This is a genomic window from Rothia sp. HMSC069C10 (assembly GCF_001812205.1).
Lineage (GTDB): Bacteria > Actinomycetota > Actinomycetes > Actinomycetales > Micrococcaceae > Rothia > Rothia mucilaginosa.
In genome coordinates, this window is record NZ_KV808305.1 from 185,883 (window position 1) to 207,106 (window position 21,224).

At 55.4% G+C, this 21,224-nt stretch carries 18 protein-coding genes and 1 pseudogene; 5 read left to right on the forward strand and 14 right to left on the reverse strand.

The features are described 5' to 3' along the window. The first annotated feature begins 61 nt into the window (after nt 1–61). Together HMPREF2842_RS08020 and HMPREF2842_RS08025 are read left to right on the forward strand one after the other, a co-directional pair. Nucleotides 62–919 (forward strand): nucleotidyltransferase family protein, encoded by an 858-nt coding sequence (locus tag HMPREF2842_RS08020; RefSeq protein ID WP_070644323.1) that lies wholly within the window; start codon nt 62–64, stop codon nt 917–919. After that, nucleotides 916–1,224, forward strand: coding sequence for a PqqD family protein (locus HMPREF2842_RS08025; RefSeq protein WP_070644096.1), 309 nt, complete (start codon nt 916–918; stop codon nt 1,222–1,224). Before HMPREF2842_RS08020 ends, HMPREF2842_RS08025 begins: the two co-directional genes overlap by 4 nt. An 88-nt stretch (nt 1,225–1,312) precedes the next feature. On the opposite strand, the gene HMPREF2842_RS08030 is transcribed toward HMPREF2842_RS08025, so the two are convergent. The 11 genes from HMPREF2842_RS08030 to HMPREF2842_RS08080 all read right to left on the reverse strand — a co-directional run bounded on the left by HMPREF2842_RS08030 (nt 1,313) and on the right by HMPREF2842_RS08080 (nt 14,559). Beyond that, a complete protein-coding gene (locus HMPREF2842_RS08030) occupies nt 1,313–2,560 on the reverse strand; it encodes a glycosyltransferase (RefSeq protein WP_049355031.1) in 1,248 nt (415 codons plus the stop codon). A 12-nt stretch (nt 2,561–2,572) separates the two neighbouring features. Continuing rightward, the gene (locus HMPREF2842_RS08035; protein ID WP_049352040.1) at nt 2,573–3,520 is read right to left on the reverse strand and encodes a glycosyltransferase family 2 protein; all 948 of its coding nucleotides are present in this window, start codon (nt 3,518–3,520) and stop codon (nt 2,573–2,575) included. A gap of 65 nt (nt 3,521–3,585) precedes the next feature. Continuing rightward, nucleotides 3,586–4,626: a glycosyltransferase family 4 protein gene (locus HMPREF2842_RS08040; RefSeq protein WP_049346739.1), complete on the reverse strand. Its 1,041-nt coding sequence runs from the start codon at nt 4,624–4,626 to the stop codon at nt 3,586–3,588. Between the two features lie 2 nt (nt 4,627–4,628). Then, nucleotides 4,629–6,023: an O-antigen ligase family protein gene (locus HMPREF2842_RS08045; RefSeq protein WP_070644099.1), complete on the reverse strand. Its 1,395-nt coding sequence runs from the start codon at nt 6,021–6,023 to the stop codon at nt 4,629–4,631. Further along, nucleotides 6,020–7,135 carry a glycosyltransferase gene (locus HMPREF2842_RS08050; protein WP_070644102.1) on the reverse strand — a complete coding sequence of 372 codons (1,116 nt, stop codon included), beginning with the start codon at nt 7,133–7,135 and terminating at the stop codon, nt 6,020–6,022. Before HMPREF2842_RS08050 ends, HMPREF2842_RS08045 begins: the two co-directional genes overlap by 4 nt. Further along, a complete protein-coding gene (locus HMPREF2842_RS08055) occupies nt 7,132–8,217 on the reverse strand; it encodes an acyltransferase family protein (RefSeq protein WP_049355028.1) in 1,086 nt (361 codons plus the stop codon). Before HMPREF2842_RS08055 ends, HMPREF2842_RS08050 begins: the two co-directional genes overlap by 4 nt. An 11-nt stretch (nt 8,218–8,228) precedes the next feature. After that, the gene (locus tag HMPREF2842_RS08060; RefSeq protein ID WP_049355027.1) at nt 8,229–10,472 is read right to left on the reverse strand and encodes an N-acetylneuraminate synthase family protein; all 2,244 of its coding nucleotides are present in this window, start codon (nt 10,470–10,472) and stop codon (nt 8,229–8,231) included. A gap of 90 nt (nt 10,473–10,562) precedes the next feature. Continuing rightward, nucleotides 10,563–11,291: an acylneuraminate cytidylyltransferase family protein gene (locus tag HMPREF2842_RS08065; RefSeq protein ID WP_070600619.1), complete on the reverse strand. Its 729-nt coding sequence runs from the start codon at nt 11,289–11,291 to the stop codon at nt 10,563–10,565. Continuing rightward, the gene (locus HMPREF2842_RS08070; protein ID WP_070634158.1) at nt 11,291–12,391 is read right to left on the reverse strand and encodes an RNA-binding protein; all 1,101 of its coding nucleotides are present in this window, start codon (nt 12,389–12,391) and stop codon (nt 11,291–11,293) included. Before HMPREF2842_RS08070 ends, HMPREF2842_RS08065 begins: the two co-directional genes overlap by 1 nt. Continuing rightward, nucleotides 12,382–13,380, reverse strand: a complete 999-nt coding sequence (locus HMPREF2842_RS08075; protein ID WP_070634159.1) for a CgeB family protein — start codon at nt 13,378–13,380, stop codon at nt 12,382–12,384. Before HMPREF2842_RS08075 ends, HMPREF2842_RS08070 begins: the two co-directional genes overlap by 10 nt. A 258-nt stretch (nt 13,381–13,638) precedes the next feature. Beyond that, a complete protein-coding gene (locus HMPREF2842_RS08080) occupies nt 13,639–14,559 on the reverse strand; it encodes a glycosyltransferase family 2 protein (RefSeq protein WP_049355023.1) in 921 nt (306 codons plus the stop codon). A 181-nt stretch (nt 14,560–14,740) separates the two neighbouring features. On the opposite strand from HMPREF2842_RS08080, the gene HMPREF2842_RS08085 reads away from it, so the two are divergent. Both HMPREF2842_RS08085 and HMPREF2842_RS08090 read left to right on the forward strand, forming a co-directional pair. Then, on the forward strand, nt 14,741–15,703 hold the full coding sequence (locus HMPREF2842_RS08085; protein ID WP_070644106.1) for an alpha-1,2-fucosyltransferase: 963 nt from the start codon (nt 14,741–14,743) through the stop codon (nt 15,701–15,703). Beyond that, nucleotides 15,700–16,668, forward strand: coding sequence for a glycosyltransferase family 2 protein (locus HMPREF2842_RS08090; RefSeq protein ID WP_070644109.1), 969 nt, complete (start codon nt 15,700–15,702; stop codon nt 16,666–16,668). Before HMPREF2842_RS08085 ends, HMPREF2842_RS08090 begins: the two co-directional genes overlap by 4 nt. Before the next feature lie 110 nt (nt 16,669–16,778). On the opposite strand, the gene HMPREF2842_RS08095 is transcribed toward HMPREF2842_RS08090, so the two are convergent. From HMPREF2842_RS08095 to HMPREF2842_RS08105, 3 genes are read right to left on the reverse strand one after another with little or no spacing between them, the layout of a single operon-like run. Further along, complete coding sequence (locus tag HMPREF2842_RS08095) at nt 16,779–18,596, reverse strand: ABC transporter ATP-binding protein (protein WP_049352061.1); 1,818 nt, start codon at nt 18,594–18,596, stop codon at nt 16,779–16,781. 8 nt (nt 18,597–18,604) lie between these two features. Then, the gene (locus tag HMPREF2842_RS08100) at nt 18,605–19,681 is read right to left on the reverse strand and encodes an acyltransferase family protein (protein ID WP_070667129.1); all 1,077 of its coding nucleotides are present in this window, start codon (nt 19,679–19,681) and stop codon (nt 18,605–18,607) included. 32 nt (nt 19,682–19,713) lie between these two features. After that, entirely contained in the window at nt 19,714–20,688 is a 975-nt protein-coding gene (locus HMPREF2842_RS08105) for a glycosyltransferase family 2 protein (RefSeq protein ID WP_005506913.1), read from the reverse strand. Between the two features lie 318 nt (nt 20,689–21,006). Here HMPREF2842_RS08105 and HMPREF2842_RS08110 point away from each other — a divergent pair. After that, nucleotides 21,007–21,224 (forward strand): annotated as a pseudogene (locus HMPREF2842_RS08110) (phosphotyrosine protein phosphatase); the annotation flags it as partial.

Here is a 21,224-nt window from a genome sequence, read left to right on the forward strand (position 1 = left end):
CAGTTTTTCTGCCCGTCCCGCCTTATACTTATCTGGTATACATGTGCACCGAAAGGCTATTGTGACCACTCACTCACCCAATACGCCGGAGCCGCAGACCACTCCTCTTGCGGCACGGATTCGGCTTGCGCACGCCTACTTCCAGCGAATTGCCGACCTGCACTCCATCGATATTATGCATGTCAAAGGCTACGCTTTCTCCCAGGAAATTTACCGCAAGGGCAGGTACAGCTCCGACGCTGATCTGCTTGTCCGTCCCTCTCACGTGGACCGCTTTGTAGAGATCCTTCTGGCAGATGGATGGCGTATCCAAGCCCACTTCGAAACAGGCTCCGTGTTCGAACACGCGATGACGCTCTACCACGCTTCATGGGGTCTGACCGACATTCATCGTTTCTTCCCCGGTCTGGGACGCCACGGCGATTATGAGAAGGCGTTTGACCGTGTCTGGGCGGCACGTAAGACTCGCATGATCGCTCACCGTCCCTGCGTTGTCCCCAGCGATTTGGATGCGCGTCTTCTCGTGGTGCTTCACCGCGCCCGCGCGGCATCGCGTTACAGCGCAGATATTAACTATCTGGTCTCTCTGCTCTCCTACAGCGATTGGCAGCGCCTGCGCGCCCGTGCGGAGGAGCTTGACTCCTCCCTGGCGTATAGCGCGGCGATGGGCGGTCTGGAGCAGTACCGTGACGACCGCGACTACCTGCTGTGGCTGTCTGTCTCTCAGGACGTCCCCCACTATATTCAGTGGATTGGGCGTCTGCAGTCAGCAACCACCCTGCACGATAAGCTACGCACCCTCAAAAATATTTTCTTCGTGAATAAGGACCACTTGGCAATGCAGCTGGGACGCACCCCCACCAAGGCTGAAATTCGTGCCAAGTTCTTTGAACGTTTCGGAATCAAGGTGAAAAAATGAGCAACCCGGTAGATTCCCATCAGACCGTCTACGGTATCCCCGAGAACATCGCGTACGTTCATTCTGAAGAGTTCGCTAAGTACTCCCCCACAGCAACGTATCTTGCAAATCTTGCCAACGGTGAGCTGTCTGTTCTTCAGGATTCTGCCTCCATTATTTGGAGTATTTTTGAAGACCCAATGTCTCTACAGGAAGCTATCGATCTGCTCTGCGAAATGTATGAACAGCCCATAGAGACCATGGGACCGCAGATCGAGGGGTTTATCCCCGAGCTGCTAGCCAAGGGGCTCCTAGAAGCCCGCTAGGCCTCCCAGAAGACACAAAGAAGGCGGGGCGGTAGAAACTTTATAGTTTCTACCGCCCCGCCTTCTTCTATGAGCAGCCTAGCTCTTTTTAGTCTTCGGGCAGAGCCTGCACGTACGTCTTTAGACGGCTAATGAAACGAGCCTCCGAGAAACCGTCAACGTGCTCGCGGATATAGTCAGCGTCCCAGTCAGTCGGGTTGAAAGCCTTGAGAGCTTCCACCAGCTGCTCCACGGTCGGCTGGTTGATGAACATGCCGGTCTTGCCCTCCTGGATGGTGTCCAGGAAGCCGCCCGCACGGTACGCAATCACAGCCTTACCGCTGGCGCCAGCCTCCAACGGAGTAATACCGAAGTCTTCATAGGAGATAGCCAGCAGAGCCAGACAGTGCCGGTACGCGTAACGCAGCTGGGCGTCCGAAATGCCAGAAACGATACGAACAGTGGGGCCTGCAAGCGCTTCAAGGCGTTCCTTTTCCGGGCCGCGACCAACCACCAGCAGCTTCTTACCCAACTCATTGCAGGCTTCAACAGCCTTATCAACATTCTTGTAGGGCAGCAGGCGAGAAACGATCAGGAAATAATCGTCCGATTCGGTGAACTCTTCCAGGCCTGGGATAGGCTCAACCGGTGCGGTGGTGTCTACCGAGTGCGGCGGGAAGAAAATCGGAACGTCCTTCTTACCGTAGACATTCTCAATACGCTTCTTAATGACGCTCGCATTCGCCACATACACAGCCGAGCGGTGAGCAGCCCAGTGATCCCACAGCATCAGTGCAGGACGCAAGGTCTTCAGCAACAGCGGCACGGGACCGGTGCTCTTCTCGCCCAGGTACTGATCGCTCAAGTACAGCCATCGCGCCGGCGAATGGCAGTAAATGAACTTGCGGCCGGCGAAGTTGAAGCCGTGCGCCCAACCGGTCGTCGATACCACAGCGCGCTCAGCCGGTACCTTCAGGAAAGAAGAAGCAATCGGCAGAATTGGCAGAGCCATGCGGTGGTTACGACGTAGGTAACCAATCTTGTTCAGCGGGCTGGTGATGATTTTCGCATCTTTGAACTCCGGGAAGGTGCCCTCCGGGTCGTACAAAGTCGTGTAAATCGGTGCGTCAGGGAATGCACGATGCATTGCCAGCACAACACGCTCCGCACCGCCACGCTGAGTCAGGTAGTCGTGGGCAATTGCTATCTCTTCAGTAGCCTCAGGCTTGACCAGCGGCACGTAACGGCGCGCCAGATGGGCAAGCTTCTTGAGGCTCTTCGGGATATCCGCGAGCACCGCGTCAGGGTTCTTCGGCCCGGTAAACGGAGCGGAGGTCAAGAGCTGAGTGAGTGACATTTTCTTTTCCTCCTAAAAGACTTTCTGAGCACGCTCAGGGTAGTGAATACCGGCGTAAGATGCAGCCTCAACCTGCAGTGCCACAAGCTTCTCAGCGGCCTTAGCGGGCAGCTTCAGCAGAATCTTATCGCTCGCATCGCCCAGAGCCTTAATGGTCTTCTCCGTGGTGAAACGAGCGAGGGTCTTGACCAGCAAACCCCACGGACCCGTCGGATTCGGGGCGGGGTGTGCTTCTTCACCATGCTTACGCACGAAGATAGTGCGGGCAGAACCCGAGTGCAGGGCACGCAGGGCACGCACAGCAGTGGTGGTAGCCTCGGCGTAGTGCTTGACCTCAACCTCATCAGAGATGATGATGCGGCCACCAGCGTCATGAACCATCTTGCCCATGTCTACGTCTTCCCAGCCGTAGAGACGGTACGCGGGGTCGTAGCCGCCAGTACGCTCAAAGTACTCCGCAGAGATAGAAGAGTTACCGTTCCAGTACAGCCAACGGCCTTCTTCAGCTACACTGAGGGCGCCCTCTTTGAATCGAGCATCGCGGAAGTTACCGTACACACGAGAGTAGGGAGTGTCCGGGTACACGTTCTTCAAGGTACCAATCACACCGTCATAATCACGGTGCAGGCGGATCTGCGCCTCGACGTAGTCGGATGCCGGCTCAAGATCGTCATCGCAACGGATGAGGACATCCGCATCAGCCGCACGGTGGCCAGCGTTCAGCGCAGCCACGCGGCCACGGTTCTCCTCGAAAACGATCTTGGTCAGGTTCAGCTTGCCTTCGGCAATGTAGCGGTCAAGCACAGCTTCACTGTTATCGATATCGCCGTCGAGGACCACGATAACTTGGAAGTCCTTCTCGGTCTGGGCGGCAAGCGCATCCAGCGGGTAGTGCAGAATATCTGCACCACCGCGAGACGGAATGATAACCGCAGCCTTGTAGCGGTGGGTAGTCGTCATAATTTTCCTTCGGGGTTTGAGTGAGAGGATATCCGTTGGGAATGGCCTATACGTTTAGAGGCACCTTAGCGGATAAAACGCTCCAGAATCTCACCAACACGGACCTTGCCTGCTTCAGGCGAGTAATTCTCCTGCCAACGCCAGAACAGCTCGGAGGTTCGCTCCGCCAGGGCATCCGTATCTTCTCGAAGCTCAGTACCCAGGCTCTTAATGGCCTGCGCAAGAGCTACCGGCTGATCAGCAGGCACAACGTACGGGTACGACGCGCCGCCCAGCACCTCCGACAGAGCACCAGCATCACTGACCACCACAGGGACGCGCGCGCTCATCGCTTCAGCGACCACCAAGCCAAATGACTCAGGGGCAATCGAAGGTACAACAAGCATGTCAATGTCACCGAAAAGACGGTCTGGGGTAGTCCAGCCCAAACGCGTGCTGAACGTAGCAACACGGGCTAGGGCGTCCTCAACCTCAGCACGTTCTTCATCAGATGCGAAGACAGGCTCGCCACCAATCACCAGGTCGTATTCAATACCGTTAGAGTTCAAGGAACTCATCGCCTGGCACAGGGTCGCGATGCCCTTAGACGGAGTCAAACGCCCCAGGTAACCGACGCGAAGTCGGCGCTCCCCCACACGGTGATCCAGCTCGGTGGATACGCCACTGACCCAGTTCGCGAACAGCTCGCTACCGGGGCAGGCACGAGCCACATAGCGGCTAGGCACCAGGGTGACAGACGCCTTATGGCGGGCAAAGGGTACGAGCTTCGCGTTCACACCGGTAGGCAGCTGGTGCAGGTGCACGATGCGGTTCTTACGGCCGCCCGTTGCCGCTGCGGGAACCAGACCATTGCACCACAACAGAACGTCCTTATGGCGAGCGTGCCAGCTACGCAGAGCCACCATGTACTGTGCGCGGTTCTTAGCCGGCAAGACAATGCGGGGGAACCCCTCATCCGCAGCAGCTTCTACAAGCTGCTTCGGCTCGGAAGGACCCACAATAGTGACCTTGTAGCCAAGGCTACGGGCTGCGCGGGCAATGTTCAGGAGCATGACCTCGCCGCCGCCCATGTCACCGTTATTGGTGGCGATGTAGAGTTCTTTCATCGTTATACTTTCCTCGCCTGCTGACGGATAGAACTGACGTCAAACGATTTAGAAGTAGTCAACTTCTTAGGCGTTTCTTGGGGGGGTACAGAGACAGGAGCTTCTTGCTCGATGAGCTTGCCGTTCTGCGGCTCAGGTTTTTCATCACTGCTCTGCACCTTCTGCATAGCACCTGGTTCATGATGACCGCTATCCGAAGCGTCCAGATCCTTATCCGGGTTCAGGTACAGCAGTGCAAGACCCACCACGATAGCCCACGGCACAGTCAGAATCACCTCACCAAGACGCTGGGAGGTAATAATGATAATCACCATTGCGGCTTCGGCAATAACAATGCGCTGAGCACGCGGCTGCTTCCAGATGAATGCGGCAGAAATCATCAAGGATACAATCACAATCATATAGAGCCATCCAGCCTCCTGGACCAGCGTCATATATGAGTTATGGAAGTAAAAGTATCGATCTTGTAGTGGAACCTGTGCAGTACCCAGACCGCCGCCGTACCACGGAACCACATCAATCATGCGGTACATTCCTTCATCAATTCGCTGACGCAATAGGTCACTACCGAGTCGATCCGCGAAAGCACCAGCACGCGCGAAATTATCTTCCAGGTAGTTCACGCCTAGATAAAACAGATACGCCAGAACAGCTTTGCCGAAGAGATTCAGACGGTAGGAGAAGTACAGCCACAGGACGGCGAATGCATACGCAGCCAATGAAGTACGAGAACCAGTCAACCACAACATGCCCGCAGTAATAGCGATAGCGACAAGGCGGTGGCTTGTCTTTCTGACCATAGCGACAAAGAGGAAACCGAAAAGCGCATAGTACAGACCCGATTGGTTCTTATCATTGAGCCAACCGGTCAACGTACCACCATAGTTATCAGGTGCGATACCCGCGTAGAAGCCAATGACGTTGATCAAGAGGCCAAAGGCCACACCAAACAGTAGAGAACGGATATCAATCTTCTTCTGCGCAATCTGCAGAGCAAGCAGTACCACAACCGCCATACGCACAGCACGACGAATCGCATATTCAACAGGGAAGCTGTTGAACGTCAAAGTCTCAAATAGTGCCCAGCCAATGGCCAACAGAAGAATCGTAAAGAACAAGCCGTTGTAGGTGTTCTCGATTTTGGCAGGCTTAGTCAAGTTGTATAGTACAAGCACCATCACCACAACAGTTCCAACTGGCATGGCGAAGAACGCTGTTGTAATACCAATAAAAATCAGGCCGAACCCCGCCCAGAAATCGAGCATCGATAGCTTGGACACACTACCAGCAAGGTACTTTGCTTCAGCCTTCGCAGCCTGCCCAAAGCGAGTGGCATTGCTCGATGCGGCACCTGGATACTGGGTTCCAGATGCAGGTTGAGAGTGAGCTACAGTCATTTCTTCTCCAAAATACGAGCGTATATCTCGGCGGTCTGAGCAGCCATCTGCGCGTTTGAGATCCAGGTAAAAGGCACCGATTCCCCCTTCTGCAGTTGCGCGCGCATAGCCTGCAGAACATCCTGAGTCAGGGTTGCACTCTGGCGGTCCACCAGCTCATCAGCGCCCAGAATCTCCGGGTTGCCGCCCACAGCGGTAGCGACCGTCTTCAAGCCGGCTGCCTTAGCATCCAGCAGAGTGTAGGAGCAGTTCTCCCACACCGACAGCTGAACAATCATGTCGCTACGGCCCATAGCCTCAATCGGGTTAACGAAGCCGCTGAAGGTCACCGAATCGCCCAGGTTCAGACGCTGAGCCTGAGCCTGCAACTCGGATGCCAAATCGCCAGATCCCGCAATCTCAAGATGAGCCTTCGGGTACTCAGCACGAAGCTGCGCAAAAGCATCCAACAGCACGTCGATGCCCTTCTCAGGGGACAGACGAGACAGCGAGAGAATACGCGGACCCCCCTCAGAGGGAATACGCTGCTGCTCAACAGCTGCATGTACCTCGGGGATATCCACACCGTTATACACCAGCTCCACGCCACGAGCGCCCCACTTGGCGCGCATCTGATCAGCGGTAGAACGAGAAACAGCAATCGCCTGGTCGGTACCCCACAGGCGCACACGGTGCACGGTCTCCATGAGCTTAGAACGCCAGGAGCTGCCGTGATACACCGAATCGTTACCGGCAATACCGTGCTCAGTGGTCAGGAGCTTCGGCACGCAGGTACCACGCTTGATTACACTACGGACGCGCAGAGCATTCACCACAGCGGTTGCGACGACGTCCGCATATGCGAGGTGGCTGTGCACAATCTCCGGGCGAAGCTGCTCAATAGCCTTCTTCAAAGAAGCAAAGGAAGTCTTAAAACCGTAGTCGGGGCCGAACTCAGCCTTGATGACGGTGACGCCCAGTTCCTCGAGGCGCTCGGTCAGCTTACCCTCGGGGGCGAGAACCACCAGGTTAAAGCCGGGGAGCCCGGCACGTGCCATATCGACAACGTGCCGAGCTACTCCACCAAAATCGGGAACCGGAACGACCCAAAGAGTCGTTGGTGTAGTGGTCATGCCTTAGTCAACTTTCGAGTGAGGAAAGAACGGAAGGATGCAGAAACCTTAGTTTCAATGGAAATATGCACCAGGTAGGCGAAGCAAACCACCAAAACCAATGCAATAATACGTGCCCCCCAGGGACCAGCCACCGGGTAGAACAGATCCACCAGCATATAGCCGACCATAGCGTGGCCCAAGTACAGGGGGTAGGAAATACGTCCCAAGAAATTCAGCGGACCCTTTGCAAGTACCGGAACGTTCTTCAGGTATACAACGATGAAGAACACCAGGCTAATCAGCGCCACACCGATTCCATGAGCAAGATCATGCATCAGCGCTGCGTTGAGGGAAGCCAGAATTGCAAAGTACGGAATGTGCCAGGTGAACTTTCGATCATGACTGTACATGAAGAACATCATGCCCAGACTAAAGAGCGAAGAATGTTCCGCAACCGCAGCCCACACAATCATCTTCGGTGCTCCACCGAGAGAAGCCTCAGGGTGGAAAAGCAGACACAGAGCCGTACCGATAACCGACCAGGTAAGCAGAATCGTAGTCAGCTCCCCACGGTAAATCTTTCCCTTCCTGATAATCAGGTACAGGGCGACCATCACGTAGAACTGCAGTTCAACTGCCAGCGTCCAGTACACCTGATCCACGTTATCCACACGCAGGAAGCGTTGCAACATCGTCGTGTTAATCAGGGTCTGCGGAATCGTAATATGGCGTCCGGGGTTTCCATAGATGAAATACACCAGCGCTGATACAGCCAGCGCAAACCAGTATGTCGGGTAAATACGAGAAAAACGCGAAACCGCGAACTTCAGTGCCGACCCGCTCTTGATAGCGCTGAGCAGGATTACAAAGCCAGAAATAATGAAGAAGAGCTGAACACCCAGCTCGCCCAGAGGAATATCGTAAGGCGAGGGGGCGGTTCGCGGGTAATTTTGAGTAGCCGGAACACCCAGGTGATAAATCACCACGGTAATAGCAGCCAGGCCACGGAACCCGTCTAGCTCCCGGAAACGCCCGGGAGTAATGAAATTCTGATCCAGAATTTCACCCTCCCGAGCTTTTACGGTCTGAGACTTGGCCATAGACGCTAATCCTACAGCCACTTTTCGAGGCGGTCCAGTGCGGTGAAGAAGCCTTCACCGTTGTTGATGTGGCCCTGCCAGATTTCGGGAATGAAGGATGCCTTCGGCGCCAGCTCACGCAGCTGCTTACCCAGGGATGCCCAGTCGACATCGCCTTCGCCAACCTGAACGCCCTCACCGTCAACGCCGGTGCCGTCCACCAGGTGCAGGTGAATGGACAGCGGTGCCAGCTGCTCAACAGCCTCCGACAGCGGAATGTTCAGGAAGTTGCATGCAAGCATGGTGTGGGAGATATCCAGGCAGAGTGCGGTATCGAATGCACGCGAGAACTCTGCGGTGTCCTTCGGATCCAGGAACAGGTTGTGGTACTGCTGACCACCCATCAGCCAGGGGTACGGGGGCAGAGTCTGAGCAGCCAGGCGAACGCCGGATGCGTCCAGACGCTTCAGAGCCTCACCGATACGCTCGTACTTCTCAGCACGTGCAGCAGCGGGGATGTGCTTGTCCTTGGTGAAGCCACCCATGGTCACAACCATGACCGGGTCTTCGTCTACGGTGAAGTAGCGGGTCAGGTCACGGGTGATGTCGATAGTGCGCTGGACCTCAGCGATGGAGCGCTCCCACACCTCAGGATCCTTGGACGCGAGGTCCACCAGGAAGTCACCTGCGAACAGGTCGGGCAGGTGGGTGGTGAAGCCCATGTCCAGCTTGGAGTCAAAGACGTCGTCGATGTTAATCTCGAGGTCCTTGTAGGAGAAGTGGAACTCCAGGAAGTCCGGCTTAGCCTCTTCAATCAGCGGCTTGTAGTCGTGGTAACGAACCGGCAGACCCCAGGGGCGGTCGAACTTGAAGTCGCGGCGGGTCACCAGGTCGTCCTTCAGGTCACCCTCGAAGAAGAACGAGCCTTCTTCAACGTCGCGCTGCATGGTGCGGCCCAGCAGCTGCGGCAGGTAGTTCGGCTGCAGACCGCGGCCGGGGGACTTCACAGCAACATCAGCCTCGGTCACGACCTCGCCCTTAGCGATGTGGCGGGTAGCAACCAGGGACTTTGCCAGGTTCACGCGGTTCATCAGCTCACCGGTGGACACCTCGCGAGGAGCAGCAGAACCAATAGCGGTCTCAACCTCACGGATCTGCTGAACCATTGCCTTGAATTCCTCGGGCAGCAGGGAGACGGTGTGGTCGTTACCCTCGAGGGTCTTGTCGGTGGTGAAGTGCTTCTCGATAATCTTCGCGCCGCGAGCAACAGCAGCAATCGGCACGTGGTAGCCACGCTCGTGGCCGGAGTAGCCGACCAGGCACTGACCGATTTCAGCCAGGCGGTCCATGTACGCAAGGTTGACGTCCTTGAAGGGTGCCGGGTATGCGGACTGGCACTGCAGCAGAGCGTAGGATGCGCCAGCGTTACGCAGCAGGGCAACCGACTCGCGGATTTCCTCTTCGCGGCTCATACCGGTGGAGACCAGCATGGGCAGGCCGCGGGAAGCCACGTCGCGCAGCAGCTCGTGGTTGGTCAGGTCGGCAGAAGCAATCTTCATGCCCTGGATACCGTAGTCAACCAGTGCCTGAACGGAGGGTGCGTCCCAGGGGGTGCACATGATGTCCATGTCGTGCTGCTTGACGTGGTCGAAGACCTCGTACATCTGGTCAACGGTCAGGGAGAAGCGGGACAGCAGGTCCAGGGTGTACTGAACGCCCAGGTCCTCACCTGCGGTTGCTGCGCCGCGCTGGCGGTACAGAGCGTCCATGTCGCGCAGCTGGAACTTCACAGCGTCCGCGCCGGACTCAACAGCCAGGTCCACCAGTTCCTTAGCGAAGTCAACGCTACCCTGGTGGTTGTTACCAATCTCAGCAATGATGAAGGAGGGGGAATCCTCGCTGATGGTGTGCTTACCAATGCGCAGAACGTCCTGCTCGTCCATTGCCAGCGCCACGAGGTGACCGCGCTCGTCGGTCAGCGGAACGTGGTTGATGCCCTTCGCGAAGTATCCGCGCAGGGTCTCGGGGTCAGCGTCAGCCGGTGCGGTCTGCGGGTTGGTGTTCGCAGCGTCCAGGGCGCTAGTCTCCAGGGATGCGGTCGGGTTAGCGATCAGCCAACGACGGAAGTCGCCGTCAGAGAGCGAACCACGCAGAATACCGGACTCGTTCACCAGGAAGATGATGCGCTGGCCGTTAGCAGAAATCTTCTGCAGGGCGTTGAGAATCGGGTCTTCAGCGAAGACCACATAGGGGGCAATATTGCGTTCAATAATCACGATTTTGACCTTTTCGTTTGAGTGTTCAGTTGAATGCCTGAGTGCCGGTCAAGCCGGGCGCGGCAGACGAGGTACTGCCGCTGGTGAAGGTTACTTGCCTTCGGCCAGGATCTGAGTGAGCTGGTGCTCTGCCACGGAGAAGTCAATCGGTGCGTCAATGTCGACGCCCTCGACCTCGTCCAGCATGAACAAGTCAATGGTACCGCCGGGGTAACCCGCAAGGCGGTTGTGGTGGTCCATGTACACGTGAGTCTTGGTGATGTACATCGAGCCGTTCTCGCGGTAGCGGAAGGTTTCCTTGGTCAGTTCCTGGCGGCGCGGGCGATGCATAATCTCGAATGCCGCGGTGGGCTCACCGTCTGCGTGCCAGGTCCAGATGAACGGACCAATCGGAATCACACCGACCATGGAGTCCTTACCGTTCTCAGCGAACTGGCGGACCGCACGAGCCAGGGTGCCGGGCAGACGCACGGGGCTGGTTGCCTGTAGCAGCATGACAGCCTCGGGCTCCCAACCGTTCTCGGTGTAGAACTCGATGGCGTGCTCAATGACCGGCTCGGTTGCGGTGGTATCTTCAGCCAGGTGTGCCGGGCGAATGAACGGCACCTCGGCACCGTACTCGCGGGCGATGTCAGCCAACTCAGCATCGTCGGTGGAGACGACAACACGTAGCTCGTGCTCGCCGGCTACTTCTTCCTTAGCAGCCAGTGCCTGCTCGATGGTCCATGCAACCAGCGGCTTACCCGCGATAGGACGCAGGTTCTTACGCGGAATGCCCTTCGAGCCACCGCGCACGGGAATGACGCAGAGAATACGCATTATGCCTCCAAAGTTTCAATCATTAGTTCAGCGATACGCTGTGCCGGTTCCTTCTTCGGCTGAACCGGTGCCGGGGTCGGTTCCTGGCCCCACTGGTTCATGCCGTAGCGGTCCCAGAACTCCACCAGCCATGCCGGCGGTGCAGGGTGGTATACCCACGCCGGGATTCCGCGGATCGCTGCCTCCAGAACACCGGTAGAGAAGATGGACACCACCGGGTTCGGTACCTCGTTCAGCGGGGTACCGGAGCGGTCAATACGGATACCTTCCTTCTCCCACAGCTTGTGGGTCAGCACCGACAGCTTGTCCTTCTCGCTCGGGTGCGGGCGGTAGGTTCCACCAAACTTCTTCAAGAAAGAGTGGGAAGCGTACGCGAAGGATGCGCGCGGCAGTTCCGCACCGTGCATCTGTCCCAGGAAAATCGGTTCCAGGTCGTTCTGCTTCTGCGCTTCAGCACCGGCAGCTTTCTGTGCCGCCAGGTAGAGTAGCTGCGAACCCACCGCATGGGTGGTCACATCGCGGCGACCCGATGCCCAGAACTGGGCGTCCGCTTCGCTGAAAGCCAGCAGGGTGCATCCAACCGGTAGCGGCGGTGCCTGAGGCACCAGCAGGCCGTGCTGAACAACCCAGTACTCAGCGCCGATCGCGCGAGAGTACTCGTAGGCGGCCGCGCCGCGGGCCAGGTAGTGGCCGAGGGAAAGGACCACGCGCACACCGGGCAGGAGCCCCTGCAGCTGGTCGCCCGTCACTTCCTGCTCGGTCCAGGCATCACGGCCGTAACGCTCGGTGGCGTACTGGCCGTTGAGGTACTCCGAGGCGTCCTCGGGGACCCACAGGGCCACGCCCACGTTCTCGAGGTACTTGAGCGGCTCCAGCAGGGAGTTACGGCTCGTCGGGGAGAAAGAATCGAGCACGATGAGCACGCGGGGTACAGCGCCGCGGGTGTAGAGAACACCGCCAACAGGTGCTTCCTGTTCAGCCGCGCCCCCGCGCAGACGTCCGATAAGGCTGCGGGCCTCGCCCTTAGCCCAACGCAGGGTATTCTGGCGCTTCTGCCAGGCGGCCCATGCATCAATGTCGAGGGGATAGGTTAGGCCCATAGCTGCTCCAAAATCTTGACGCGCTGATCAAAGGTGTGCTCGGCCAGAGTACGCTTCTGACCGGCTTCACGAATCTTTCGCGCCCACTTCGGGTCACGGAAAATGCGGGTACAAATCTCGATGAGCTCATCGATGCTCTCGTACACCAAAACCTCTTCACCCGGAATGTAGTAGCGGTCCACGTCGGGGCGGTCAATCACCTGCAGGGCGCCAACGCCGGGCGCCTCGAAGGTACGCATGGTGAAGCCATCCTGGTTATTGTGGATGTTCAGCGTTGCCGGGGAGGACGCCATAATGCCGTACGCCTCGGAGCGGTCGATGTCGCGGCCGGCGGGAACACCGGAGTCCTTGAACTGCTTGGTGCGCAGAATATCGTAGGGGTGACGCGACCAGGCACGGCCGTACGCGCGAACCGGCAGACCGGCGGCGACGAGGGCCTGCAGGGTCTCCTCGCGGTTGGGGTACTTGGCGCCCACGAAGTTGATGGAGTCCTCACGCACGGGAATAACCGGGCAGTGGGTGTCATAGGCGTTGGGCATGTCGAGCACCTCGAAGCCCTGCTCGCGCAGGTGCTGCGCGTCCAGCGGGCTGTAGCTTGCCAGCGAACCCAGGTGGTGCAGGTCCTCTTCGGTGTAGCTCATGCGGCGCATCTCGTCGTAGAGCCAGGTGCCGTAGCGAACGCCGGAGGTTTCCAGCAGGTCCCACCATTCGCGGGAGAGCATGTCGCCCTTAATGACCAGCACAATATCGGGGCGGAACTCGTTGAAAGCGTCAATAGCCTTTCGAGTTGCCTGAGCCGCGAAGCTTTCGGGGCGGTACTTCTCGGGCAGCTCGTGGGCAAGCTTGTTGAGGATACGCTCGGGCAGAGTACCCGGCGCATCGTAGATGTGGGTGCGCACTTCGTATCCGTGCACTTCCAGAGATGCCTGAATTGCCTTCCAGTACCCGTGGAATGCGGGCGAGAGCAGTAGAAGTTTGGGCTGAGTCATATGAGGATTGAATCCTGTCGGCGTTTGCTATACGAACCCGCAGGGTAAAACCGTGCGGTGCTATGTGTTGGAGTGAAGAGGAACGGAAAGTTTCACCTAGAACTTGAGGCAAAACATACCTACTGAAATTTTACAACGAAAGCAGGAGACGACACACTCGAGTGCACTGTGTCGCCTCCTACGTTCTATATGTGCCTTCTGTGATGTCGCGTTCAAAATCTTGCGGAACTACCGCTGTAGATTCCGCACGTTTCGCGTCTAGTTCTCGCGGCGCTCTGCCTTGGCGATACGCTCCAGCTCGGTGGCAAGGAAGCCACGAGCATCCACGTCCTTATTGCGCAGGCCGCGTACCGAGTTCACCAGGAAGTTCGCGTAGCTGGTAGCACGCAGAGCAACAGCAAGCTTCTTCTCCCAGCCCCACTTATCCGCATAAATGAAACGAGCAGTGGTCAGCCACTGTACACGACGCTCAGAAGGCGAAGATCCGCCACCCTCGTGGGTTACAGTCACCGAAGGAATCAGGTAACGATCCACACCAGCGTTCGAGAGGCGATACTGGAAGTCCACCTCTTCACTGTTCATGTAGAAACGCTCATCCATGCCACCAATGCGGTTGAAGGTCGCACGAGGAACAACCATGCACGCACCCATAACCCAGTCGACCTTCGCGTCCGAGGTGCCGGTGCAGGCCTCAACATCGTGGCCAACACCGCGGTGCCACCAGTTGGTCGGCTTGAAACGAGCCAGCGGAGTGAACCATTCCCACGCCACATGTGCCGCGGTGGGGAACTTGCGAGCCACCCACTGCTGCTTGCCGTCGTGGCCAATAATCTGCGGGCTAGCCAGGATCTCGCCGTGGCGTTCCACGGCTGCAAGCATACGCGAGACGAAGCTGTTATCCAGCTCCAGGTCGCTGTTGAGGATGAAAACCCATTCACCGGTCGCGGCAGCAACACCGGAGTTCACAGCCTTACCGAAACCACCGTTGACGGGGCGGCGAACCACGGTCACACCCTCAACCTCGGGGAAGGGGGTGGGAGAAACATCATCAGAGACAATAATCTCGATATCGGCGGGGTCAATGCCCTGCTGAGTACGCAGAGTGTCAATAATGGCAAGAACCGGTTCCGGCTCGCCGTAGAAAGGAATAACCGCAGAAACGCGGGGAAGGAAGGTCATGTATTACAATCTTTCTTGAGTGAGAGGGATAATAGAAACCACCGTAGCGGTGGGTGCTATCGTCTCTAGGATTATACAACTTCACTACTTTTTCAGCTGCACTTTTCGATTACCTATACAGGTAACAAATACTCACCCACTATCAACTCGCCATCTTACACATTCGAAAGGGGACTTTCTCGTGGATTCTGATATCCAACCCATCAATGAATCAGAAAGGGTCGCCGTATACACTGTTCAGCAACCCGCTTTCAAACGTGCTGTCACTGCAGCTTACAGCTCTATTCGCCATAAGTATTTGGGGAAATATATTAACCTTCTACGTCGCGGTGAAAAATTTATTCTCCTTTCCTACCCTATCTCCCGGGGAGGCAATTGGCTGTATCTATGGGCCCGCGCGGCTACTCTCCGCCATCACGGCACCGACAAAGCATCTTTGCTCTATGGTCCCGGGATGGAGGCATGGACCGAGGAGTTCCCGAAGCTTGCCTCCATTACGGCTCCTTCGTCAGAGTATACGTTCTTTACCCGCCGTAGCGGCTACTTCCCGACGGATATTGAGAAGGATATCAGCGAAGAAGATTTGCACTTTTTTATTCGCGAGTACCTTCTTTCTTCAGAGTCCTTTAGCGAGCGCCTTGCAAGAATGCAGGACATAGTGGATGAAAATTCTCTCGTCATTAACATTCGCCGTGGCGATTACTATTCTGTGCCTCAAATTAATGAGGTTTTCGGAATTGATACGGTGACCTATGTGGAGGAAGCACTGAAGAAACTTCAGGATACCGTAACTCCTTCAAAGATTATTTTTGTATCAGATGATCTTCAGTGGTGCGAGGAAAACCTCTCACACCTGAACTCAGTAGCACCCTGTATCTTTGAAAAGCAGGGTTCCGGCATGTTCGATGACCTGGCCCTTGTGGCCAGTGCCCCTTACCTGATTCTGACCAACACGACTTTCGGTTATTGGGGTGCCTATATCGGTGAGTTACTGACCCAAAAGCTCGTCCTTTCCCCTGATATTCATCAAGTTCTTCCAAAAGATGCTCATATCTATCAGAGTCGTCCAAAGATGCACCGCACTCATTGGGTTGCTGTGCATCACCCCGAAGGTAAAAACTGGATTACGGGTGAGCAGCTGTGATTAACACTCTCAAATCCCTCAAGCACCAGCTTTTCCTGCTGAAAATTAATCACGCTAAAAAACGCGAAGCCATTGCGCGTCGCGATAGTTCTGAGTTTAAAGAACGTTACGCTTCGCTCAACAAAACATTTACCCACACGGTTCTCCCCTCCGGCCCCTTTATATGGGGCATAACCATGGTGAAGAACGAAGCAGATATCGTCGAGCAGACAATCCGACATCTACTCGATCAAGGTGTGGACCATATCTTAGCAGCCGATAATGGCTCTTCAGACGGGACCTATGAGATACTGCTCGAAATCAGCAAGATCCTACCTGTGCACGTTATTCAGGACCGCGAACTAGCCTACTACCAATCAGAGAAAATGACCTGGCTTGCTGACCGGGTGATGGAGGCGGGCGCTGAATGGATTATCCCGTTCGACGCTGATGAATTTTGGTATGGTGTTTCAGCTCCGCTATCGGAAGTCCTACGCTCGCAAAAGGGGCGCACTATCGAACTGACGAAGCTGTACAACGTTTTTCCCAGTATTGAAGGACCTAGTCTCAGGGTTGATCCAACTCCCCACTGGGACCTGAAAGTGTGTTTCTCACGCTGGGAAAATGCCGTTATCAAAATGGGTAACCATGAGGTCATTGCACCGGGTAAGCAGAAGCTTAATGAAGTTGCTATCATCCACTACCCCTGGCGTTCAAAGGAACAATTTACTCGCAAGCTACGTCAAGGGGCTAAGGCGTTGGAAGCCACCGATCTGCCTGAAGATATGGGCTACCATTGGAGACGTAATGGTGATATAACCATTGAAAGTGCTACCCCCCTGTGGGAAGCACTTTTGCGCGGCGAGGTTAACCATAAAACCGTCACTTGGCATCCAACCGGCCCTCTTACACCTATTGGGTCTTTACCTCAAGAGTTTAAAGAAATCGTTCATTTGCTCAAAGAGAAGACGGCTACAGGTATTTAACAAGGACCTTTCCAGACGGTAAAAAATACAACATAAACATGCTGTAGCAAAAGAAGGGGCTCTCGTTCGTGACGAGAGCCCCTTCTACTTTAGATATGCAGTCTATGAGACTAATCCGGCAACTGCCCCAGCTTCACCAGGTTAGCGAACTCTGCGTTTGATCGCTGCACCTCAGCGAAGGTGCCTTGATTAGCAATTCGTCCCTTAGAGAGATAGACCAGCTGGTCAACATTGCGAACCGTCGACAGACGGTGAGCCACGATAATGACCGTAATATCCTTAGAAATACGTTCGATGGTCTTCGTAATCTTGTGCTCGGTCTCGTTATCCAGCGCGCTGGTAGCCTCATCAAGGATGAGCACGCTCGGGTTACGATACAGAGCACGGGCGATACCCAGACGCTGCTTCTGGCCACCCGACAAACGGGTAGCGTTGTAGCCAATCTTAGTTTCCAGGCCATTCTCCAGGGAATCGATGACCTCAGTCAGAGCAGCCACCTCGAGGCAGTACTTGACGCGTTCCACGTCAATTTCTTCGGGCAAGAGGCCAAAAGCAACCGCTTCCAGAACAGTTGAGTCAGCGATGAAAACATCCTGCGGCACATAGCCGATACGCTGATGCCAGCCCGGCAAATCCTGCAGAATCGACTTGCCGTTCTGCAAAACCTGTCCCTGAGTCGGCGCGAAGAGACCAAGAATCAGATCAATCAACGTAGTCTTACCCGAGCCAGAACCACCCACAAAAGCAATTGAGGAACCCATCGGGATGTCAAGGGTGATGTCCTTCAGCACAGGCTTATCACCGTCAGGGTACTGGAAGGTCAGATTATCAATCTGGATATTAACCGGCTCAATGCTCTTATTGATGTAGTCGAGGTTCTTCGGGACGACCGGTGCAGAGGGCATCTTGAACATACGCTCTTCAGGAGTAAGGTGTTCAAGCTCTTCCAACAGTTTCTCGCTGGCATGTTCACCTGCGCGGATGCTACCAAGAGAGGCAACCATACGGGTGTAGTTAGGCAAAATACGAATGCAGGCACCAGCAAAGAGAAGCAAGTAGCCAGTGCTATCAGCACCTTGCGTAGCGCTCATAAAGGCCAAGAGAGCAGCAATACCAACAATGAAGATGATTTCCAAGGTGTACTTCGGGAAATCGGAGAGGAAAGCACTACGCATCGACGCATTCACAGAGTCAATTCGCTTTTCCTGGTAGCGGTAGGTGTAGCGTTCAGTCACACCGTACATGCGGATTTCACGGAAGCCCACTACAGCTTCGATAGCTGCGTCCAGCGCACCCTTAGTCGCGTTCAGTACGATGACGCCCTGTTCGCGATTCTTGCGCTTGAGCAGAGCCTGTAGCACGAACGAAGCCAGGCCGAAGTAGATAAAGGCGAGAAGAGCGGGCACCGGCATAATGACTAGTAGCATTACCATCAACACAATAATTGACAGTAGGTCACCGATAAAGCCAAGCACACCGTTGACGAAGGTGCCGTAGGCCTGGCCCACCACATCATTTACGGAGTTCAGCACCGGGGCGGTACCGCGCTTACGGTGGTCCAGGTAGGGCTCACGCATGTAGCGGTTTAGCAGAGTCACTGAAACGGCGCTCTGCTGGGTGGCGATAAAGCCGAGGCTCCAGCGACGAATAATTAGGGAGAAGACACCCTTGAAAACAAACGCTGCGACGAGAGCCACGCCGAAGATAACGATTAGGGTGGGGGTATCCGGATCGCCGAAGAAGTTAGAAACTTTCAGGATGAAGCCTTCACGTGGGGTTCCCATGGCGAGGTTCACCAGAGGAAGTACGAGAGCCACACCAAGCATCTCAAAAAGCGATACCGCAAAGAGACCCAAAACGTTTAGTACCAGGAGCCTAAACTTTTTGCCCGGGAAAAAAACCCGAATTTTAGAGTAAACACTCTTCACAATAAGACCTATACCTTCTGTGAATATTTTTTCACAATAAATCGATGAGCCGGACGCTCAATAAAATAATGAGCCAGAAGCGCGAGAATGCTCGCGATGATAAGAGAAATTACGACATACAGCAGACCCGTTATACCGCCGTGAGCGGAGGCAGCCAAAGGTGCCGATCGCACGTATGCCAGCACCAGCTCATGCACCAGGTAAAAAGCGAAGCTCGCCTCACCGGCAATAACGGCAGCCTTCCAGAACAGGTTCTTTTCACGAGGCATGGTAGAACGCCGAATATCCCAGAGAGCCAGTACAAGAATCAATACCGCCCAAACCGGTGCCAGCAACAGGCCATGAGCCGTCTGAAGCAAGTAGAACTTTGAGCTGACATACATGGCCCCAAGAGCCAGAGTAATCATCGCCAAACAGTGGTAGCCACGAATCACAGGAACGCGGTAACCATCACGCACCATGAGAGCAAAGAGGCCCAGAGCCAGGCCGAGTGCGAACTCGCCTGAACGCAGAAGCGGGTTGGCATACACCACCACGTCCATGAAGTTCGACTGGGCGGCCAGAATGTAGGAGACCGTTGCCATCAGCAGGAACCAACCACCCAGTAGAGCAGCTTTCACACGGTAGCGCATACCATCCAAACGGTTCAACACGAACGGGGTCATGAGGTAGAAGAACGCCTCGCAGGAGAGAGACCAGCTCACCGCGTTATTCGAGAAGATAACCTCCCAAGAGGGCACCCACGCTTGTAGCAGAACTAGGTTCAGCAAAGCGCTTAGCGGGTTGAGGTTTCCAGCAGAGTTAGACACCCCAAACAGCAGAAGACCCATCAACGCCACGCAGTAGAAGAAGAAGTGCAGGGGGTATACCCTCGCAAAGCGACGAAGGTAGAAACTCTTTGCACCGGCATTCTTGTTGTACGACCATGCCAGCACGAATCCAGAAAGAATAAAGAAGAGCGAAACGCCCACGTAACCGAGACGCGCGCCCGGAATCCAGTTAGCCCACTGCGTACCGTGGATAACGTGGTAACCGAACACGAGAAGTGCTGCGGGACCGCGCACCGCGGTCAGCGAATCTAGCATAATCCTGGAGGAGGGTCGTGCGGGCGCCGCCATTAGGCGTCTCCCTTGGGGATTGACCCGTCTTCATTCCAGTAGTTCCATTTCAGGAACTTACCATGAACAATCGGGCCTTCCGCTACGAACTTGATTCGCTCATCGGGGCGGCCATGCGAAATGTTCTCCCATACCTCAGCAATTTCAGCATCGCTGAGCTTGCTACCCGCCTCCCAGTGAGGTGCAAAGTAGCTCAGGTCCTCACCAGTACGACGGGAGGTCTCGGTTCCCACACGTACCTTACGCGCAATCTGAGCAATACCTCGGTACTGCAGGTGAACAATCTCAAGTCGCTGCTCAATATCACCGAGGCGGCACACATCATGGTTGCCGGGGATTACCACGGCAAAGGGGTGGGAACGGAAAGCGCACTTACCCGGGAAGGGATAGGAAGCGTCCATCACCAATTCGGTGTCGACGATGTTCTCTGGCGAATCAACGGTAGGCACAGTGTGGTGGAATCCGGCATAGTAGATGCCCATGTTATCGGGTGCATTACGTAGGAAATCACCAAGCTTCTCATCCTCCGCGTACCAGAATTCGTCACCGTCAAAAGGAATAATCCAGCGAGCACCACTACGCCAAGCCAAGTGCGAAAGATAGGTTATCTTCTCAGACTGAATATGTCGGTCGCAGTTATCTTCAGCAAAGATAAGTCGCGAATCCTCGTTTGCTCGCTGACGCAAGTACTCACGAGTACCATCAGTCGAGAGGTTGTCGGCAACAATAATCCGATCAATTCCCTGAGCAAAAAAATGGTCGAGCACAGAGGGCAAAATATCTAGCTCGTTCTTAACGACAGAAACAGCCCACACTTCCTGACGAGGACCTTTAAGATGCGGTGCAGGAAGGTTATGGACTTTGAGAAAACGAATGGCTTCAACCTGATCTCGCCAGAGTTTAGGGGTGTTTCGCCGTTTAAAGGAATAACTAAGCTGACCCAATTCTGAGCGGATTTTTGAGAGAAGGTTCATGATGCCTTTCTCGACCCGTCACAAATTGCAGACGGGCCCATGTAATTGAGGAGTGATGAGTAGAGTCTAGGCATAATTCTAGCATGCAAGCTTTCTTTAGCTTTGGAGAGTTTTCTGTACTTTAGGTCATTTTTAAACAGAAGTTTCTACGAACGCTGCGGCTCTTCCACTGACTTGTAGGGTTATTCGCCACACACAGGAAAAGGAACCGTTGAAGGTGCAAGTAACTCGGTATGATAGATACTATTCATTCAACCAACCCGACACTTCCGGCTTCCCTGTTCACTGTTGGGTACGTCAATTAGAAAAGGCTTTTTGATGGGCATCTTCAACATTAAGTCCCTCAAGGACAAGTACGCTTGGGGCTCCTCCGAGGACAAAACCAACTCCGCAGAAACCACCGAGGAGCAGCAGGCAACCGCCGCCTCTCCCTCCGCAAATATTGCCGACGGAGTCCGCTCCCTCATTAAGAGCAACCCCGAACTGGCGGGTAAGAACCGCCGCGGGGTTGCCGGCCGTACCATCACCCCCGACGG

Bases quoted from the DNA above. Each gene is read 5' to 3' on its own strand.
- HMPREF2842_RS08025 (WP_070644096.1), top strand. From the start codon at position 916: ATGAGCAACCCGGTAGATTCCCATCAGACCGTCTACGGTATCCCCGAG.
- HMPREF2842_RS08030 (WP_049355031.1), bottom strand. From the start codon at position 2,560: ATGTCACTCACTCAGCTCTTGACCTCCGCTCCGTTTACCGGGCCGAAG.
- HMPREF2842_RS08035 (WP_049352040.1), bottom strand. From the start codon at position 3,520: ATGACGACTACCCACCGCTACAAGGCTGCGGTTATCATTCCGTCTCGC.
- HMPREF2842_RS08040 (WP_049346739.1), bottom strand. From the start codon at position 4,626: ATGAAAGAACTCTACATCGCCACCAATAACGGTGACATGGGCGGCGGC.
- HMPREF2842_RS08045 (WP_070644099.1), bottom strand. From the start codon at position 6,023: ATGACTGTAGCTCACTCTCAACCTGCATCTGGAACCCAGTATCCAGGT.
- HMPREF2842_RS08050 (WP_070644102.1), bottom strand. From the start codon at position 7,135: ATGACCACTACACCAACGACTCTTTGGGTCGTTCCGGTTCCCGATTTT.
- HMPREF2842_RS08055 (WP_049355028.1), bottom strand. From the start codon at position 8,217: ATGGCCAAGTCTCAGACCGTAAAAGCTCGGGAGGGTGAAATTCTGGAT.
- HMPREF2842_RS08065 (WP_070600619.1), bottom strand. From the start codon at position 11,291: ATGCGTATTCTCTGCGTCATTCCCGTGCGCGGTGGCTCGAAGGGCATT.
- HMPREF2842_RS08070 (WP_070634158.1), bottom strand. From the start codon at position 12,391: ATGGGCCTAACCTATCCCCTCGACATTGATGCATGGGCCGCCTGGCAG.
- HMPREF2842_RS08075 (WP_070634159.1), bottom strand. From the start codon at position 13,380: ATGACTCAGCCCAAACTTCTACTGCTCTCGCCCGCATTCCACGGGTAC.
- HMPREF2842_RS08080 (WP_049355023.1), bottom strand. From the start codon at position 14,559: ATGACCTTCCTTCCCCGCGTTTCTGCGGTTATTCCTTTCTACGGCGAG.
- HMPREF2842_RS08100 (WP_070667129.1), bottom strand. From the start codon at position 19,681: ATGCTAGATTCGCTGACCGCGGTGCGCGGTCCCGCAGCACTTCTCGTG.
- HMPREF2842_RS08105 (WP_005506913.1), bottom strand. From the start codon at position 20,688: ATGAACCTTCTCTCAAAAATCCGCTCAGAATTGGGTCAGCTTAGTTAT.